General features: G+C 63.3%; 17 protein-coding genes and 2 pseudogenes. 7 read left to right on the top strand and 12 right to left on the bottom strand.

The genetic code is table 11. The features are described from left to right. The first annotated feature begins 129 nt into the window (after positions 1–129). A complete protein-coding gene (locus CRM90_RS30960; protein WP_233209289.1) occupies positions 130–918 on the top strand; it encodes a hypothetical protein in 789 nt (262 codons plus the stop codon). A gap of 32 nt (positions 919–950) precedes the next feature. Here the strand turns inward: CRM90_RS30960 and CRM90_RS12055 are convergent, their stop codons facing one another. Beyond that, positions 951–2117, bottom strand: coding sequence for a hypothetical protein (locus CRM90_RS12055; RefSeq protein WP_233209288.1), 1167 nt, complete (start codon positions 2115–2117; stop codon positions 951–953). A 53-nt stretch (positions 2118–2170) separates the two neighbouring features. After that, on the bottom strand, positions 2171–2605 hold the full coding sequence (locus tag CRM90_RS12050) for a hypothetical protein (RefSeq protein ID WP_142391363.1): 435 nt from the start codon (positions 2603–2605) through the stop codon (positions 2171–2173). A 36-nt stretch (positions 2606–2641) separates the two neighbouring features. Here CRM90_RS12050 and CRM90_RS30225 point away from each other — a divergent pair, with 36 nt between their 5' ends. Then, the gene (locus tag CRM90_RS30225) at positions 2642–3148 is read left to right on the top strand and encodes a DUF4365 domain-containing protein (RefSeq protein ID WP_142391362.1); all 507 of its coding nucleotides are present in this window, start codon (positions 2642–2644) and stop codon (positions 3146–3148) included. A gap of 4 nt (positions 3149–3152) precedes the next feature. Here CRM90_RS30225 and CRM90_RS12040 read toward each other — a convergent pair whose 3' ends face one another. From CRM90_RS12040 to CRM90_RS12030, 3 genes are all read right to left on the bottom strand, one after another. Then, on the bottom strand, positions 3153–3716 hold the full coding sequence (locus CRM90_RS12040) for a recombinase family protein (RefSeq protein WP_102807169.1): 564 nt from the start codon (positions 3714–3716) through the stop codon (positions 3153–3155). Between the two features lie 211 nt (positions 3717–3927). Beyond that, a complete protein-coding gene (locus CRM90_RS12035; protein ID WP_102807168.1) occupies positions 3928–4497 on the bottom strand; it encodes a hypothetical protein in 570 nt (189 codons plus the stop codon). Between the two features lie 148 nt (positions 4498–4645). Then, positions 4646–6109 carry a serine/threonine-protein kinase gene (locus tag CRM90_RS12030; protein WP_102807167.1) on the bottom strand — a complete coding sequence of 488 codons (1464 nt, stop codon included), beginning with the start codon at positions 6107–6109 and terminating at the stop codon, positions 4646–4648. Positions 6110–6169: 60 nt separating this feature from the next. Here CRM90_RS12030 and CRM90_RS31570 point away from each other — a divergent pair, with 60 nt between their 5' ends. The 3 genes and pseudogenes from CRM90_RS31570 to CRM90_RS12015 all read left to right on the top strand — a co-directional run. Then, a complete protein-coding gene (locus CRM90_RS31570) occupies positions 6170–6586 on the top strand; it encodes a DUF8548 family protein (RefSeq protein ID WP_502693262.1) in 417 nt (138 codons plus the stop codon). Then, positions 6543–7904 carry a Mu transposase domain-containing protein gene (locus CRM90_RS12020; RefSeq protein ID WP_102807166.1) on the top strand — a complete coding sequence of 454 codons (1362 nt, stop codon included), beginning with the start codon at positions 6543–6545 and terminating at the stop codon, positions 7902–7904. The genes CRM90_RS31570 and CRM90_RS12020 overlap by 44 nt, the downstream gene beginning before the upstream one ends. Then, positions 7901–8284, top strand: a pseudogene (locus tag CRM90_RS12015) (ATP-binding protein); the annotation flags it as partial. The gene CRM90_RS12020 and the pseudogene CRM90_RS12015, both read left to right, overlap by 4 nt. Positions 8285–8329: 45 nt before the next feature. Here CRM90_RS12015 and CRM90_RS12010 read toward each other — a convergent pair. The 3 genes from CRM90_RS12010 to CRM90_RS12000 are packed head-to-tail and all read right to left on the bottom strand — an operon-like array spanning position 8330 to position 12122. Next, positions 8330–8773 (bottom strand): DUF6262 family protein, encoded by a 444-nt coding sequence (locus tag CRM90_RS12010; RefSeq protein ID WP_102807165.1) that lies wholly within the window; start codon positions 8771–8773, stop codon positions 8330–8332. Next, positions 8770–10941, bottom strand: a complete 2172-nt coding sequence (locus CRM90_RS12005) for a tyrosine-type recombinase/integrase (protein ID WP_102807164.1) — start codon at positions 10939–10941, stop codon at positions 8770–8772. The genes CRM90_RS12010 and CRM90_RS12005 overlap by 4 nt, the downstream gene beginning before the upstream one ends. Beyond that, on the bottom strand, positions 10938–12122 hold the full coding sequence (locus CRM90_RS12000; RefSeq protein ID WP_102807163.1) for a tyrosine-type recombinase/integrase: 1185 nt from the start codon (positions 12120–12122) through the stop codon (positions 10938–10940). The genes CRM90_RS12005 and CRM90_RS12000 overlap by 4 nt, the downstream gene beginning before the upstream one ends. Before the next feature lie 121 nt (positions 12123–12243). Between CRM90_RS12000 and CRM90_RS11995 the strand changes: the two are divergent. After that, a pseudogene (locus CRM90_RS11995) lies at positions 12244–12708 on the top strand (ATP-binding protein); the annotation flags it as partial. 105 nt (positions 12709–12813) lie between these two features. Further along, positions 12814–13230: a DUF8548 family protein gene (locus CRM90_RS31565; RefSeq protein WP_502693265.1), complete on the top strand. Its 417-nt coding sequence runs from the start codon at positions 12814–12816 to the stop codon at positions 13228–13230. Positions 13231–13267: 37 nt separating this feature from the next. Here CRM90_RS31565 and CRM90_RS30955 read toward each other — a convergent pair whose 3' ends face one another. From CRM90_RS30955 to CRM90_RS11975, 4 genes are all read right to left on the bottom strand, one after another. Next, the gene (locus tag CRM90_RS30955) at positions 13268–14290 is read right to left on the bottom strand and encodes a hypothetical protein (RefSeq protein WP_233209287.1); all 1023 of its coding nucleotides are present in this window, start codon (positions 14288–14290) and stop codon (positions 13268–13270) included. A 666-nt stretch (positions 14291–14956) separates the two neighbouring features. After that, on the bottom strand, positions 14957–15154 hold the full coding sequence (locus CRM90_RS11985; RefSeq protein WP_102807162.1) for a hypothetical protein: 198 nt from the start codon (positions 15152–15154) through the stop codon (positions 14957–14959). Positions 15155–15727: 573 nt separating this feature from the next. After that, positions 15728–16117, bottom strand: a complete 390-nt coding sequence (locus CRM90_RS11980) for a hypothetical protein (RefSeq protein WP_102807161.1) — start codon at positions 16115–16117, stop codon at positions 15728–15730. Positions 16118–16145: 28 nt separating this feature from the next. After that, positions 16146–17432: a helix-turn-helix domain-containing protein gene (locus CRM90_RS11975; RefSeq protein ID WP_142391361.1), complete on the bottom strand. Its 1287-nt coding sequence runs from the start codon at positions 17430–17432 to the stop codon at positions 16146–16148. Positions 17433–17446: the final 14 nt, after the last annotated feature.

Below are 17446 nucleotides of genomic sequence, written 5' to 3'. Positions count from 1 at the left end.
TGTCCCGGTCGGACGTTCGGCCCGCCCGCGGACCCACACCAAGGCTAAATGTCGGAGGTGCGGGCTAACGTCCCGGCACGATTGAAGGTTGCGCCAGCTATTGGCGCAGATGCCAATTGGGAGAACACGATGCTGCAGATCGCATGGATCAACACCGAGCCTGACATCAACGATGCCGGGACCGCCGAGGTCACCGTTTGGGACCCAATTAAGCAGCGGATCGAGGTGGTCCGCGCCGATACCGGCATCCCCCTCACCGGCAGCTCGGACGACATCACTAAGCAAGCCACCGAGTTGCTTAAGGAGGACGGATGGATCGTGCACTCTGTGGAACCGGACCCTGGTCGTGGGTACGCGGCAATTGTTGAACTCGCGCCGACCGTCAAGACCCGCCGACCCCAGAAGACCCGCCCCCCGAAGGCGGCTCGTCAGCCACTGGTTTTTGGTGTGATCGAAGATCTAAGACGCAGGGGTTACAACCAGAGCGAGATTGCGGACATGCATGGAGTGAGTCGGCAGGCAGTGTCGTGGCACAAAATGACCTACGGAGGCCACTTGACCACCAGGCAGATGGTGAACAAGGCATGGCCATGGAAGACAACGAATCTGCACGGTAAGTCCACGGTGTACCAGCGTCTACGTGACCACGGCGAGTACATCGCGACTCGCGGTCGCGGCATGAGCGAAGGCAAGCTCAAATTGCTCGAATCGTGGTGGCGCAAGCTCCGCGAAGGGAACTTGGTGGTCGAGTTCGACCCGAATTTCCCGCCGGAGAAGGGCGTCAGTCCCTACGGAGGGTTCGCCTACCGGGAACGAATCCCGGAGGACGGTGACCTCATCATTCGGATGAACGAGTTCACCAATCTTTCAGAAGAAGGGGCGAAGATCTGGCGCTGGCCGTCAGATGAACTCGATTAGTGTTCCGCGACACGTCGACCGTGGACCGACCACTAAGAGTCGTGACTTGCTCCTGGCGCTTGAACCCCGTCGAGTGCGAGCGACCTTCCCAGACTGATCGCGGGGACGACGACCTTGTGCAAGTAATCGCACTTCAGCGACGACCAGTTTCCACGGGACGGATGTCGAAGCGACACCCAGACGAATCGGTTCCCGTCCAGGTCGCAGATTACGACATTCGGAGCAACTGATTTAGTGACCCCGAGGGTGGAGAAGAGCGTGTTGTCGAGCCCCGCCCCTTGCGAAATCACAAGCGTTGGTTGCAGGATTTCGAGACTTGCACGCAAGTGTCGTGAGCACGACTTCCGCATGACGCCGGTCGCCCGCGACTTTGCAGTTCCGCGATCCACCGCTGAACACAAGAGCAGGTTCGTCATCGCGTATACGTCGAACAGGTGGGTGGTTGTTCCGTCGGCGAACTGGAGGTGCTCAGTATCTGCGTCGACCGGCAACCCGAACGCCAGGCGGAGCGCGAAGGTGACCCCCCTCATATGCTGATTCCGTTGGCCGAAAGTCAGCTTGCCGGAAGCGAGTACGTCCTGCGTGCGCTGCTCGACCGTTCGATGCTGCTTCGGTTCCCCGGTCTCCATCGGCAGAACAACTACCCGGTGCGGAGTGCCATCTACGCGGGTGTCGTAGCACGGGCCGACCATGTGCCCTTGAGCCTCGTAGAAGCTGGCACCGCCCTTTTCCGCAGATGAGCGGCAGGCGTTAGCCGACTTGCACACGAAGCCTTCGTCAGGGTTCCAGACATTCGCCGACAGATACGACTCAAGGCGTGCCTTCCGCTGCTCCGAGGCTGTGCGATCGACCGAGAGAGCCTGCGACGCAATTGCTGATCGGTCAGCGTGGCTCCGTAGTTCCGTTATGTCTTGATGCGGGGTGCGCCAGACCTCGGGATCGAGTGCTGCAGGACCGACAGTGGTGACGTCGTCGGGAATCGGCACCCCGACGTCTGATACACGCACCGTCACATCCTGGTCGACATTGGTAGTGGTCACCACGACAGCATCGCTGAGCACAGCGGGATCGACGGTCAGCAGGCCCTTGTCGATGAGAGCCATGAGCATGATGTGGGTGTAGATCACGCGGTCGCAGATGCGGGCGATGCCGGGCGCAGCCGCGTAGTACCGCTCGTCGATGCTTAGGTCGCGGATCACGGGAGACCTCGGCGATTTGGCGTGGATGACGTCGCCGTAGAGCCATGAGTACATCAACTTGCGGTCGGGACAGTCCCGCTGGGCGTGGCGACCCAGTAGGCCTGGGCGGCCAGATTGCCGTCGATCACGTCTTGCCAGTAGTCGCGCCACCACTGCAGGTCGATCTCATCGTTGAGTGTGGCGGTGCCTACGAGTTGTTCCAGTGCGTCGAGCGCCGTGCCGTAGTAGATCGGCTCCGACGCAAGAATCAGTGGGCGCACGCGGCTCGCCAGCGACTCCAACGCCTCCTCGGGCGGGTACTCGACTTGCAGCCGGTGGCTCTCCTCGCCGGTTTTGGTGTTGACAGTAACCATGATGGTTACCTCGCCTTTGTGCAGCTTGGCCATCAGCGCCGCCTGCTCGCGGATCAGTGTGTGCGCCATGACCCTTCGGGTGCGCAGCAGGAAGCCCTCGATGACGGCTTGCGGCGTCAATGGTGCAGAGGCCATGGCGCGATGCTATTGGGATAGGTAAGTGTTGTAGGCATGGAAGCCGAATCCGATTCGGAAGATCGTCCCGCGTTAGGTGGGCGAGCCCCCGGCCACCTCGGTCTCGGTGCAGCGGGGGAACTTCTCTTCGCCAGCCGGATCGCGCTTTTCGGTTACCAGGTGTACCGGCCCCTTGCCGACGATCGCGGGGTAGACCTCGTTGTTGACGTCGGTGACGGCATGCATGCGATGGTTCAGGTGAAGAGCGTTCACCCCGGCAGCTACGTCTTTATGAGGAAGTCGACGTTCGCGTTGAAACCGTGGGTAGCTGTCGGCGTCGTGGTTTTTAATAAAGATCACGAGATCTGGCCCAGCCTGTACTTGATTCCCGCGACTTCGTGGTTGACGCCGGTCAGCCCACTCGTGGATCGCGACTACGAGGGCAAGAAGTCCGCCCCCGAGTACGGCCTGAATCTTCGCGCAAACTGGAAACAGGAATTGGACCATTGGAGCGCCACCCAGGCCCACATCGAGACGGTCCTAAACGCGGCGCGTTGCCGGTAGGCCGTCAGGCGGCGGTGCCGTCGGCGAGGTATCGATACACCGTGGCACGAGAGACTCCGAGCATCTTGGCGATGTCGGTGGCGTTGATGCCCTTCTCCCGCATGCTGCGCGCCTTCGCGGTGGCGGCTTCGTCGATCTTGCGGGGACGCCCACCCTTACGTCCGTTCGCCGCAGCCGCTGCCAGCCCGGCGCGGGTGCGCTCGATCATCGTGTCGCGTTCGAGTTGAGCAAAAGCGGCCATGATCGTGAGCATCGCCTTGCCCATCGCACCCTCGGTGTGAAGGCCCTCGGTGATGCTGCGGAAACCGATGCCACGCGACATGAGGTCATTTACGACGGTTAGGACGTGCTGGGTGTTCCGCCCGAGGCGGTCGAGCTTCCAGACAACCAGGACGTCGCCTTCGCGCAGATGGTCGAGGCACTTATCGAGACCCGGTCGAGCTGAAGTCGAGCCGGACACTCCTTGGTCGCGAAAGACGCGATCGACACCGGCTTCCCGCAGGGCGTCAAGTTGTAGTGCCATGTTTTGATCGGCGGTGGACACCCTCGCGTATCCGATGCTGGCCATGCGTCTCCCGTCTCATAAACCCGTACGGACCCGAGTTATGAGAATACACGTTATGAGACGGGTTTTCTAGACGGCTGACTGTTCGCGTCGTCCCAGGTGGCGGTCGAAGTGTCGGTCGCGGCGTCTCAGTCGCAAGAACCCATCGTTTTCGAGACACGGGGATAGCGGGCTTTTGTCGCCTATACGCGTGGATGCGACAGCGGACGACGCTTCAGTCGCCGCGATTGACCGCTGCTGCCGCGTAAATGGCAGCCTTGAGCTCGTCGTACTTGCACTGGCGCGGACGGAGGGATTTCAGCGGTTCGAGCCGAATCGTCTTCTGCGTCGGAACTTTTCGGTCGAGCTCGCTCGCGGACAGCACATAAAACGTCCACTGCGCAATGTCGAGCGGGTTGACATGTTCGCGGTCCGTACAGGTGAGTAGACAGAAGACGTATACGACGGCGCAGCGGCTCGCAATGGCCGCGTAGGTATTGGTGGGGGCGTCCCAGCCCTTTGTGGGGCCGATGTCGAACGAGATCACTGAGGGCCCGGTTTGTGGCCACGCTTGCACGTAGGCAGCCGATTTGACTTCTACTCCGACACGGTCGTTTACCTCGACACCATCGACTACCCTCACACCGTCGATGTAGAGGTCGCACTTGTCCCATTCGACGCGTTTCGTTCCGGAAATGCCGAGTGCTGTGGCCACGATGTATTCGGCCAGCACACCACGGGTGGTGTTGGCCAGCAGCTCGTCGAACGCCCAGGCTAGAAAGCCCTGCTTATCCAAGTGCGTCATCGTCGAGCCTTCATCGCTTGAGCGGTTCCGTTGGCGTACTCCGCCGCCACATAGGAGGGATCTTGCTCTTCCGCTTCCGGCATATCGAGATTGTGACAGCTACCTGACCTTCCAGCGCAGGGACCTCATCGCTTCACGGGCGACCTTTTCAAGGAACTATGTCGTTGCACAACGGATGCGGGCCGTCTGCGTTGCCCCCGGTGCTGATGTAGCCGCCGCTGTTGATGCTGTACATGGCCTCCTTGCCGAGGAAGAAGGCGCTCTCGCCGCTCAGGCCGTAGCGGTTCATGAGCATGCGCTTGAGGTCCGTGGTGTAGTCGGCTCCAGCGAGGGTTGCCTTACAGGCGAACGCGGCCTCCTCGGGTGTCCATTGACCACACTTGTCCGGTCGCTGCGTTGAACATCCGGGCCCATTGGGATTGGGCGGCGGGGTTGCCACCGTCGCCGGGGATGTCGCCGCCGTGGTCGTCGGCTGGAGCGGCAGCGGCTCAACACTAGTCTGGACAGGGGTTTGTTCGGCTGCCTGCCCGGTCGTGTTGGGTCTGGTCGGTGCGGTGCTTGATGAGGTGACAGCGCCATTCGATGGCGAGTGCTGCCATGGTCGCCACAGCACCGCGATAACCCCGATCACGACGATGATTGCAACGGCTCCGCCCAGGACAAGCCGCGATCGACTGGCAGGTGGTTTGGTTAGCGTTCCACCGATGGCAGAAGCGGGTGTTCGTAGTTGCCCTGCCGCTTGAGTCGTTGCGTTGGCAGACGCACCTGCCTGTCCAGGCATTGCAGCGGTCAAGTTCTGCGTAAAGGCGGAACAGGATGCGAAACGGTCAGCCGTATTCTTGGCCAGCGCTTTCTGGAGTACGCCGTCGAGGCGTGCGCAGTCCGGGCGACAGTCACTCAGGTTGGGCGGTGTCGTGTTGAGGTGTCTGCTGATGACGACGGCGGGGTTGGAGTGCGGAAACAGTTGTGCGCCGGTCAGCAGGTTGTACGTCGTTGCGGCGAGGGCGTATTCGTCAGCTCGCCCGTCCATCGGCTCACCCATGAGTTGCTCGGGCGCTGAATAGGCAACGGTCCCAACCGTCATGTTGGTGGTGGTGAGCCCGTTGGTGTCGTCAAGCGGGCGGGCGATGCCGAAGTCAGTGAGGTAGATACTCGGGTCGTCAGTGTCGAGGTCGGCAACCATGATGTTGGCGGGTTTGACGTCCCGGTGAAGCAGGCCCTTCTTGTGGGCGTGGTCCAGGGCGCTGGCCACCGCGCTGACGATGGGCACGACGAGTCCGACCGGCATACCAGCGGGGTACCGCTGCTCCACGAGCTGACCGAGGTCGGTGCCGTCGACGTAGTCCATCGAGATCCAGAGCTGTCCCTCATGCTCGCCTCGGTCGTGGACGCCGACTATGTGAGGGTGGCGTAGACCTGCGGCGAGGTCAGCTTCCCGGATGAATCGGTCCCGGAAGGAAGTGTCACTTGAGATGTCTGCTCGAAGGACCTTCAGCGCCTCTTGCCGGGGCAAGCGGGGGTGTTGCACCAAATAAACCTCACCCATACCTCCGGAGCCGAGCAGCCGCAGGACCCGGTATCCCGCGAAGGTCTCACCGAGCTGCAGCGGCATGGCCGAAATGCTAATTGGCCTCGGTGCCGGAAGGCTGGAAAAGAGTGGCAAGGTACGAATATGGAACTGTCCTCCGACCAGCTCAGCAGGCTTGTTGCTCGCTGCGAACGGTTTCGTGACTCGCAAGCTCCGTCGGGCTACCGCGACGGCTTGGCCCTCTGCGTGATCGACTCGGTCCAGTCCACTGGAGTCAGGTATTCCAGCGTCGTGAATGTCGTGAACCGGTACCGGACATATCGCCGCGCACAGGGTGGAGACCCTGAATCTGACGGTACGGAGGAACTTGTCGCCACTTTGACGGCGCTCATTGAAACTGCTCAGTTCTGCTCACCGGAAGTGCTCACCCGTGTGGCTCCGCCGATGAGGGCGGGTCTCCTCCGATGCTGGTGGTCTCTGACCACGCACCAGCCATCTGAAGGAGACCCGCTTTCTCATGCTCACATGGGAGGACGACTTGGAGATACACGCCCTGCATAAACGAGGCTGGTCGATTTCGGCCATCGCCCGTCACACGAAGACCAACCGAAGAACGGTCCGCAACTACCTCAACGGCGTCACCACCCCCGGGGTGCGCAAGCCCGCCGCCGTGGATGCCTTCGCACCGTTCGTCGAGTACGTCACCACACGCCTGGCCGAGGACCCGCATCTGTGGGCGCGGACATTGTGCGACGAACTCGAGGACCTGGGCTACTCGATGTCCTATCCGACGCTGACGCGCCATATCCGCTCACGCAATCTGCGCCCGGTGTGTCAGGACTGCGCCCACGCCACCGACCGCGCCAACAGTGTTATCGATCACCCACCCGGTGCCGAAACGCAATGGGACTGGCTGGATCTGCCAAATCCACCAGCCGCGTGGGGGTGGGGTGCGATGGCGCACCTGTTGGTCGGATCGCTGGCCCATTCCAGTCGATGGCGTGCGGTGCTGGCGCCGGCGATGACCCAACCGCACCTCGTCGACGGCCTGGACCGGATCTCCCGAAAGCTGGGCGGGCTCACCCACACGTGGCGCTTCGATCGGATGGCGACGGTGTGTGACCCCGGCTCGGGTCGGGTCACCGCGTCCTTCGCCGGGGTGGCCAAGCATTACGGCGTGGCCGTCGCCATCTGCCCCGCCCGGCGGGGCAACCGCAAGGGCGTGGTGGAGAAGGCCAATCACACTGCAGCCCAACGGTGGTGGCGCACACTACCCGATGACGTCACCGTCGAGCAGGCGCAAGCCTCACTCGACGAATTCTGCCGGCGCCGCGCCGATGCCCGGCGCCGGGCCACCGCCGAGGGGAAGGTCACCGTGGCCACCCTCGCCGCCACCGAACCCTTGTCGCCGACGCCGGCGGCGGCGTATCCACTGATCCTGCGCGAGGACCGCACGGCATCTCGTCAAGCGATGGTGTCCTACCGAGGCAACCGCTACTCGGTACCTCCGGAGTTGGCGTCGGCGACGGTCTGCATCACCCACGTGCTGGGGTCGGAGGTAATCGACATCGTCACCACCGGCCAGATCATCATTGCCCGGCATCGGCTGGCCGCCGACGGCGCCGGGGTCATGGTCCGCGACCACGGCCACGTCGTGGCACTGGACCAACTGGCGATGGCCACTGCTGCCATTGGTGGGCGGGCGCATCGCCGCAAGGAACGCATACCACCGGGTGCGGCGGCACGAGAAGCCGCAGAAATATTGCGTATCAACGTATCTGGCATTGACCAGGCGGCAGCGACGGCGAACGCGCCGACGGCCGCGATCGACCTGTCCACCTACGAACGCGCAGCCCGCGGAAGGAACACCCTGCCATGACCACGACACGCCCCACCACCGAGACGGCCCCCGCCGCCCCGAACACCACTGCCCAAGCCAGCCTCTACCAACGTCTGCGCGGGCATCTGGCGGTACTCAAGCTGCACGACGCCGCCGAAGCGCTGCCCACGGTCCTGGACCGTGCCCAAGCCGACGGCACGTCGATGACCGCGGCGCTGGAGGAGCTGCTCTCCATCGAAGTCGCGGCAACCGAAGCCCGGCGCCTGGCAGGTCGACTGCGGTTCGCCTGCCTGCCGACCCCGGCCTCCCTGGAGGACTTCGACTACGACGCCGCCGCCGGCGTGGACCGCAAACTCGTCTCCGAACTGGGCACCTGCCGCTACATGGAGACCGCCACCAACGTCCTCCTCATCGGACCCGTCGTTATCGAGGGTTCGGGTGGGGTTTGGCAGCGTTTGCCCTGTTCAGGACGTTGTTGCGATTGATGCAACGTTGGGCGAGGGTTGGATGCCGCGGCGGGCCAGTTCGCGTCGTAGGTCGAGGTTCTCGCCATGTGCTCGCTCGAGGGCGTCTCGGAGTGCTTGGAGCTGCTGGCGGTGCTGTTTCTTGAGTTCGGCGATCTGGCGGGTCAGCGTGATGACGATGGTGTTGTCGGCGTCGGCAGGCTGTTCGGCTGCGGCTTTCTGGCGGGTGCCGCGCAGATGCTCGATCCGTGTGCGCAGTTCGGGGTGTTTGTAGAGAAAGGCGTGGGAGACGCCTGCTTCGCGTTGCACGGCTTGGAATGTGATGGGCTCGCCGCGTTTGACCAGTCGGCGGATTGCTTGTTCGGCGTCTCGGGTCTTGTTCTGAGACTTGCTTTTCGCTGCCTCGGTGAGGGCAGCGATACGGCGTTCTCGGGAGTCGGTCATGGGGTGCTCCTGCGGTGGCGGGTGAGGTCAAGAGTCAGCGGGACGGGTCCAGCGCTCGGTTGCAGACCTTCGGTGGTAGCGCCGTGGGCCGCGAAGTCAGGTGCGTGGTTGAGGGCGTCGAGGAGTTGTTGCAGGGCTCGGTTCTCGGTGCGGCGCCGGGTGAGCCATACGTTGTCATCCGGCATGGGACGGCCGTGTCGTTGCTCGAATTCTGTTGTGGCCCGGTCGATCAGGTCGGTGGTTTCGCGGAGTTGACGTTGCAGCACGTCCCGGTGGGTGTGGTCGGTGACGAACACTGAGCAGGTCAGGCAGGCGTTGCCTTTGTCGCAGGACTGCAGCGGTGGCAGCATGCACCACCCGTTTGGCAGGAGCCGGTCTGCGCGGCGGAACAGGTGCAGGCTGTCGTGGTCGTCGCTGGAGAGTTGGATGCGGGTTCCGTCGGAGCGGAGCTTGGCGGTGGCCAGGAACGCCTGCTCGGCGTGTTCGTCGCGGGCGGCGATGTAGTGCATGGTCATGGTGGGTGTGGCGTGCCCGGCGTAGCGCTGCAGCACGTGGACCGGCAGCCCTAGTTCGGCCAGTCGGGTCAGCCGGGTGTGGCGGAAGCGGTGGGTGTGGCTCAACCGCACGATCTGGCCCTTGGCGTCAGTGATGTGAACGAGGTCGCTGAGGCTGCGTAGCACCCAGTTGTAGGTGCCTGCTGGGTAGGGTTTGCCGCCGCGGCGGTTGCCCATGCGTTGCGCGAAAAGGAAGCGCCTGCCGCCGTCGGGATGGTGGGCTTGCATCCACTGTTGTTGTTCAGCAATGACTTCGGTGACCTCGTGATCGACGAGGATGGTGTCCGGTGCGACGTCGATCTTGCTTTGCGCGTAGCGGAACCTGGCCAGCGACTGGTCGTCGCCGCCGGCTGCGGTGGTGCTCGGCGCGGCGGAGAGGCAGTCGAAGTCGCAGGTACGGATCTCGCTGGCGCGGCGGCCGGTGAGGATCTGCAGCAGGATCATCCGCATCGCTTGCGGGTCGTCGAGTCCGCTGGCGGTGATGGTTTTGCCATCGCCGCGGGTGATGGTCATCTGCTCGGTGCGGGGCAGCCCGATCAACGGCAGTGCTGCGGTGATCTGAGCGAGCGCATGGTCGTCGATGTAGTTGGCGTCGTTGAAACCGCTTTGGTGCGGTATCCGGGTGACTCGGCCGAACCAGCTGGAGGCATGTGCTGCGGTGACGTGCTGCCAGGGGTCGGCGCCGAGAACGGTGCGAGCCTCGCTGGGGTTGGCGGCGACGAAGTCCAGTAAGCCGGCCACGGCCCGCAGGTCGTCGTTGATTCCCCGGATGGGCACTGGTTTACCGAGGTGGCGGGTGTCGGATTCCCGGGTGACGCGGTTGGCGGCCACGGCGGTCCATCGTGCGAACGCGGCGGCCTGCTCGACCGCCGTCGCGGGGTCACCGAGAACATCGGTCGGGTCCGGGAGGCAGGCGGTGAGCCAGTTATCGAAGCGGCGGAAGCTGCGCATCCGCTCTTGGCTGACTGTCGTCCAGCGCAGCACCCCCGATTCGAGCATGGTGCCCAGGTGCCATTTCACCGCGACCCGCAGCCACGCCACGGTGATCTGTCCGGGTGAGCAGCCGTAGTTAGCGACCGGTTCGCGGTCGGTGAGCGGGATCCGCGGATCGCAGCGCGGGTGCCAGTAATCCAGTTGCCACCATGGCCCTTCGTGGCATGCGGCGATCAGTGCGTGTCGTGCAAACCCGAACAGGACCTGCAGGCGGGCGCGGCCTTTCGTCGACGGCAGTCGCTTGCCCCTGCTGGCATAGAACCAGCCCTGCAACGCTGCGGCGGCGTTGTAGTCCATCTCCCGGATTGACGGCGCAAACGCACGGCCTTCGGCGACGGCTCGCCGAATGATGTTGGCGAGCTGCGCCATCGCGAGCACCGACACGCGGGTGCCGTCCCGGGCCTGCCAGTGCGCCATCCACGCCAGCTCAGCCGGAAATGGATCGGGCAACCCGCTCAGATCGATTCCGGGCCAGTCATTCTCGGTGATCGAGGACCAGTTCGCGATGCCAGGTCCCAGCATCGGGCCACGCCATTGCGATGGCAGCGCATTCCAGAGGAGCCAGATCGGATCGACGTATTCGGCCCCTCGAAGGTGCAGGTGCCCACGATCGTCGGTCATTCCGCGACCCGCCAGCTGCTGGCATAGGAGGCCCAGTTCGCTGCCGCTCGCAGGGCGTCGTCGTCGCGGACCCACCCGTAGAGGTCAAGGGTGGTCTGCACGTGGGCGTGGCCCAGGCGCCGAGAGACCACCCATTCCGGTGTCCCGGCAAGCAACAATGCGGTGGCGTGGGTGTGGCGGAACCAGTGCGGAGTCCACCCAGGCGGCCCAATGCTGCGCCGACGCAGCGTGGCCACCTTCTCCCGCACCGTCGTCTCACGCAGCGCGGCCAGCAGCGGAGGTCGCGCTACATTAACCAGCAGCGGGCATTGATCTGTCAACCCGATGCCGGATTCAGCTGCTCGACAGGCGATATCGGTGAGGTAGTCGGCGAACAGCCGCTCAAGATCAGCGCCGACATAGACTCTGCGCGGCCGCATCATTTTCACCCGTGCACCGTTCGGATTATCCGAGCGCGGCACAATCTCCACATACGCGGTGCTGCCGCGGCCCAGGACGAACTCGCCGATCCGCAAGCCCAGTGCTTCCCCGAGACGCATCCCGGTCTCCGCCAGCAGAGCGAACACGAACCGGTCCCGCAGGTTGCCTCGCCACGATCCGGTCTCGGCGTCGAACACCGCGCAGCCATCCAGGATCGCCTGAATCTGCCGCGGCAGCAGCAAGGGTGGTCTATCCCGGTGCCGGTCGCGCCGCACCCGCACCAGCGACGACGCCGCCGGGGATGAACGCGCATCCAGGTGCGCCAGCAAGCCCCGCGCTGGTCGGTGCCGCGGTGTTCCCCGCAGCAGCCGTCCTGCCACCGGCACCCCGGACACCGCCTGATGCCAGCGGTAAAACGAAATCAGCGCTGCTAGGCGGACTTCGAGCGTCGCCGCCGCCGGGGGCGCCTGGTCTGACTCGGCCAATCGATGTTCGACCGTGCGGCCATTGCGCTGCCAGGACAGGAACGCGGTGACCGCCGGGACACCGACCTGGCGCCAGTCCTCGGCCTGCCCGCGTTGCTCCAGAAAGCTCCACCACTGCGCCAACGAGGTCGCATACCCACGCACCGTATTCGGCGACCACAAGTGCCGGTGAGCTTCGATCCACTCCTCGACGGGACCGACCGTTGCGTAGTCCTCACCGAGCACAGTCCAAGTCCGATGCCCACCCATAGGAGCCACCGCCACCGGATACGCCATCGTTGCCGTTCCTTCACGTCAAAGAACACCCGCCGATAAACCGGCAACAACGATGACAAACCAGGCCTTAACTCCCTTGTTGCATACATAGATTCGAGCGTGTTACTACCCGTTGATAACACCCGGGGTTGGCAAGACGCACCTGTCGGTCGGATTGGCGAGGGCTGCAGCGCATGCGGGATACCGCACCTACTTCACCACCGCAGCCGACCTCGCAGCCCGATGCCACCGGGCTGCGATCGAAGGCCGCTGGGCCACCACCATGCGGTTCTACGCCGGGCCAACGCTTCTGGTCATTGACGAACTGGGCTATCTTCCACTGCCCGGGGAAGCGGCCTCAGCTTTGTTTCAGGTTGTGGCGCAACGGTATATGAAGACGTCGATCGTCATCACCACCAACCGCGGCGTTGGAGAATGGGGTGAAGTACTCGGCGACACCACCGTGGCCGCGGCCATGCTCGACCGGCTCCTGCACCGATCGGTCGTGCTCAACCTCGACGGCGACTCCTACCGCCTTCGAGACCACCACGCCCGATCAGAAAACCTCCGCAGGACGACCACCGGAAACCGGCAACCACTACAGTGAACCCCAGCTCACAGGTGAGCACTTTCGCCGATCAACGTTGAGCACTTTTGATGAGCCCCGTCAACTTTTGGTGAGTTAAACGGCGCTGAAGGCTGGGCACATGAAATCGGTAACCACAACAAGACCTCGACCCACCGAGGGGCACCGCTTAAGTCGGCGGCTATCCACCTGGCTGCCAAAGCCCTCCTTCTGGAGGGTGTGTCAGCGGCTCAGGACCTGCGCGATGCAGTCTCCGAGACGGATTCACAAAAGCGGATACAGGGAGAATGGCTGAAAGTGCCCGGCCAACGCTCGGGCATCACTTGGCGCTACGTGCGGATGCTCGCTGGTGTTCCCGGCGTCAAGCCGGACCGCATGATCATTCGCTTTGTTGCGCAAGCACTAGACCTACCGGCCAGACAGGTCAGCCCTGAGTTCGCTCGCGAAGCTGTCACAAGTGCCGCGCGGGAGCTCGGTATCTCGCCGACCGACCTTGACCACGGAATCTGGCAGTGGCAACGACGGAAACGACCACAGCACTAGCTGCACTGTCAACGCCAAACTTGACCTTCCACCTCGTTCAAAAGGCATCTACCCGATCAACGTTGACCACGGCACCGTGGCCGGTGCGGTCGTTGCTGAATCGCGTCCCGGTGCTGGAAGCAGTGATGGTCCAACCCGCCGCCCGGTAGGTCTGGTAATCCAAGGTCGATGGCCGCACGTCTCCGATGTTGCCGTTCGCGAAGCGGGTGGAACCGTTGGCTTCAATCTCGACACCATGGGCAGGCCAGTTGTTTTCCGCCGTCTCACACACGACCCGCTGTTGTTCGACCATGCACCGAACCCGACCGGACTTCGTCTGGACCGCGACGTAGCCATAGGAGTTGGTGGGCAGCTCAACTCCACTTGTCCGCCCTGACGGAGTAGACGGTGCGGGGGCCTGAGGACGCGGGCTCGGCGTTTCAGGCACCAACTGAGATGACGAGCCCGACGATTCAATGGAGCATTCGAACTCAGCAAGCGGCTGCAGGCTTCGTTCGGCAATATGGGCGGCGGCTGAACGAGAGCCGATGCCGGAGACTTCCGGTTTGAACACCACAATGAGGTCGCTCGCCCTGTCGGTGCAGGTGGCATAGCCAAACTCGCCGTCCCACATCTTCCGCTTGGCCTGCATATCCGACTGCGAGGCGTACTCGAAAACCATGATCTGGCTTCTGAATCCGCCGCTCCCGGCGAGGTCGCCGTTGCACATGATCACCGGGTTGGAGATTGTGCGTTGGTAACTATCAGACTCGCAGACTGCTGCCACCCAGTTGTCGACATTGCTGATCGAATCGTCAGAGCCTTCGAGCTTCTCTTTGCACCCCTCGACAAAGTCCCGTTCCACGATGTCGTCGGCGATAGTGCCAGCACTTCTACCACTGCGGAAAGACGCCTCGCACGCCTCTTCGGCGTCCCGGTGCAGCCCAGTGCCGAGTGTCTCGCGTGCGACCAACGCGCCCCCAACCTGTCCGTATCTATAGGAGTGCTCGTCGCGGGATGCGGCTTGGTTGTAGATGATCGCCCCAGCGGTGACCGCGATGACGACTGCGGGTACCGCCAACGCGGCGACTCGACCCGACGTCGACAACTGCTGCCAACGGCGTTGTAGACCGGCGGCCCGTGACTGTCCAGATGAAGCCGCTGCCGCTGACCGTCGATCTTGCGTCGCCGGAGAATTGTCGGTGGTGGCGGGAAGTGTCGCGGGCTTCGATGATTTCTGCGGATCGTCTGGGGGTAGTGGCGGGCTCGCTGCAGCAGGCGGTGTGACACGGCTTGAGGTTGGGGTCTTTGTCTTGTCGGTCGCTGCTACGGCGCTAGTTGGTGCTCGCGTCACCGACGAAGCTGATTTCGGGCGGGAGCGGCTGGCCCTGTCGCGGCTCTGGTCAGCAGAGCCCGGTTGCACGAGAGACGCTGCAGGCTTGGCGGGAGGCGCTACCCGCTTGGCGGGAGGCGCTGCTTTTTTCGCGGGGCGCGGCTGTTGGGAGCGCGTAGGTGGCGACGACGGCCCGGCATCACCTTGGAAGTCCCCTCTGATCGCCACTACGACGCCGATCGCTACCGCGATCAGTGCCAGTCCGAGCAGGAGGACCAGTACGACGAGCTCCACGTAAGCCTCCGCGTGTCCTGCAGTCAATATGACAAGTCGGGTCGAGTCTCGGTATACCCACAGCAACATGCCAGCATCAACGACGCTAACGCCAAGCGTGTGGCTACCGCCAGCAACGACCTACTCAACGAGACCGTCATCCGGGTGCACCCGCTCGATCGTGCCCACAAGAAGTGCCTCGATGAGATATTCATGAGCGTCCCAGCCGCCCACCCACTGCTCCGGGTCGAGAGTGGCAGCCTCGGCATCGAGCGCCTCGATCAGTTCGTCGTAGGTGTACTCGGTGCCACACATTCGATAGGCCACTTCGTCATCCATTCGGCCATTGTCGTTGTAACGACCGACACCTCAGCCGCCGTGGGCATTTGGACTAGGCACTCGCAGCGCTGTAGTCCGAACTACTCAGGCAGATTTCCAAGTTGCAGTAAAACCTGCGAGATGACCTGCGTTCCAAATGCATCTCGGGCGAGGCTTTGCTGTTTCCGCACGTCGTTGACACTGAGAGTTCATTCCCGGTGGCGGGGTTCAAACCAAGAGCGGTTGCTATCAGTGGCTAGAACTTTTGCCAACTGCTTTATCCGTACTACAGGGTAATCAGAGCTGTTGCAGCTCAGGACTTCTAGAGCTGCGTGCGCGCTACGCAACCCCATAGGCCTGTGAGGCGTCGCGAGTTCCGAGCGCCTTCTCGGTTCCAGTAAGACGTTGCTTATGCATCCGGTCAACGCCATGTCGGTGCTTAAGATCCGCTTCCGCTACGTCGACGTCCCCCGCGAGAAGATCCGCTGGCGGAACGTGGACTTCCCCATCGTAACGGGGCGTTCGCCGCCCACCAAGGCCAGCACATCAGCCTCGCGTCATGCGAATGCCCGTCAACCAACAGCAGCGGCGTTCTCAACGGGCGGCCTCTTCGGGTCGGTTACCGGTGTACGGCGCTGGCGCGATGTGAGCGAGGTGGTGGTGGCCCTCGCAGGTGTCGCCGTGGATGGTGACCAACCGGCGGCAGGGTCGGCCCTTGGCCGAGGCTGGTCGACCGCACCGTGGGGCATAGGCCTTGGGCAGCCTACCGGTCAGTTCGTGGGGTGCCACCGGTCGCCAGTCCTTGAACCAGGCTGGTGCCGGTGTGCCCAGGCTGTCCTCGTGGACGAGCGCGAAAGCCTCCTCCCCACTGGGCAGGACGATCGTGCACGCGGTGTATCCGGGCATGCCGACGTCGTCGAGGGCCTCCGAGCGGACGTCGTCGATCCAGGGTGCTCGGTTGTCGTGGTCTGAGCAGTCGTGCATGGCTGGTGTCCTTCTCGGGTGGGACCATCTATCGGAACTTGGCCAGGCGCTCGGCCAAGTTCTGCTTGTGGCGCTGCCTACGCTCCTCGGGCGTCAAGTCCGAATCACGGGCAGCAGCAAGCCGGTGGGCCAGGTTGAGGCCACCGGATTCGGGGGCGACGGTGTCGAGCCAGTCCCCATGAGCGACATCCCAGGCATAGCGGTAGTCCGGGCACTGGGCCAGAAACCTTTCACGCGCAGTCACCTTCGGAGCGACCATGCCGTCGAGGGAGGCCAACATCTCGACGTAGTACGGGTGCCGCATCATTGCGATCTCGACCTGTCGGATCTGACCCCAATCGCAATTTCCCGGATGCGGGGCCCTTATGACGGAAGCCAGGAACTCGATGTCCTCGGGGGCCACCCCTGTCAGTCCCTGGCCATCTGGTTGAGCCAGATCTACGCCGGAGACTCTGCGCTCCCCGGCGGAGCCGGGGGCGCTGGGAGGTCGAGTCTTATTTCCAAAGGAGTCTTCCTTTGGTGAGTCTTGTTGTAGATGAGTCTTATTCGTGCGCAGTCCCGGTACCAGCCCGTGCGCAGTCTCGGTACCACGGTATGCAGTCTCAGTACCAGGGTGCGCAGTGAGAGTACTTCTCAGGTCAGAGGCCGTTTCTGAGTGTGCAGTGCCAGTTCTTCCCTGGTCAGAGAGCTGACACGGCAGGATCTCGTAGCGGTTGCGCTTGATCCGGTACTTGTCGCGATGGACGGCAATCAGCCGACGGCGATCTAGCTCCTGGACGGCCCTGTCGGCGGTGGACTTGGAGATCCGGCACTTGCGGGCGATGTCCTCCAGGCGCAGCGTCTTGTCGACGTTCCACACCTCAAGGATGGTCACGTAAACCATCAGGACCTCCGGTGAAAGTCCACGCTCCAGAACCCAATTCGGCACCTTTGTGAACGTTTCGCGTCCACTGTCGTCAAGCACCTCGGTGAAGATGTACCGGCATGGTCGGTTACGGCCTCGGGACTCGCGCTTGATCTCTCCGGCCTCCTCCAATGCCTCGATGGCGTACTGGACAGTCCTGCGGCTCTTGCCAACTCCGTTGGACACCGTGGCGACCGACGGGTGCGAACCGCCGTGCATGTTCTCGTTTCGACGAAGACGGAGGTACGTCGCTGCCTGGGTTGGCAGGAAGGTGCCGAAGAGCCGGTTCGGGAACCGAGTGAAGCCGCCGTCGTAGAAGTCGCGAAAGTCCCGAGACCCGTTGATTGGCATGGACGCATCTCCTTCGATCGGGTAATTGACCCCGGCAGCCCCTGACGCCGCCGGGGTCACTGCCTATCTGGGCA

The organism is Mycobacterium sp. ENV421 (assembly GCF_002887815.1).
Classification (GTDB): Bacteria; Actinomycetota; Actinomycetes; order Mycobacteriales; family Mycobacteriaceae; genus Mycobacterium.
The sequence above is the reverse complement of the archived record's forward strand: the minus strand, read 5'-3'. Positions and strand labels throughout refer to the sequence as shown.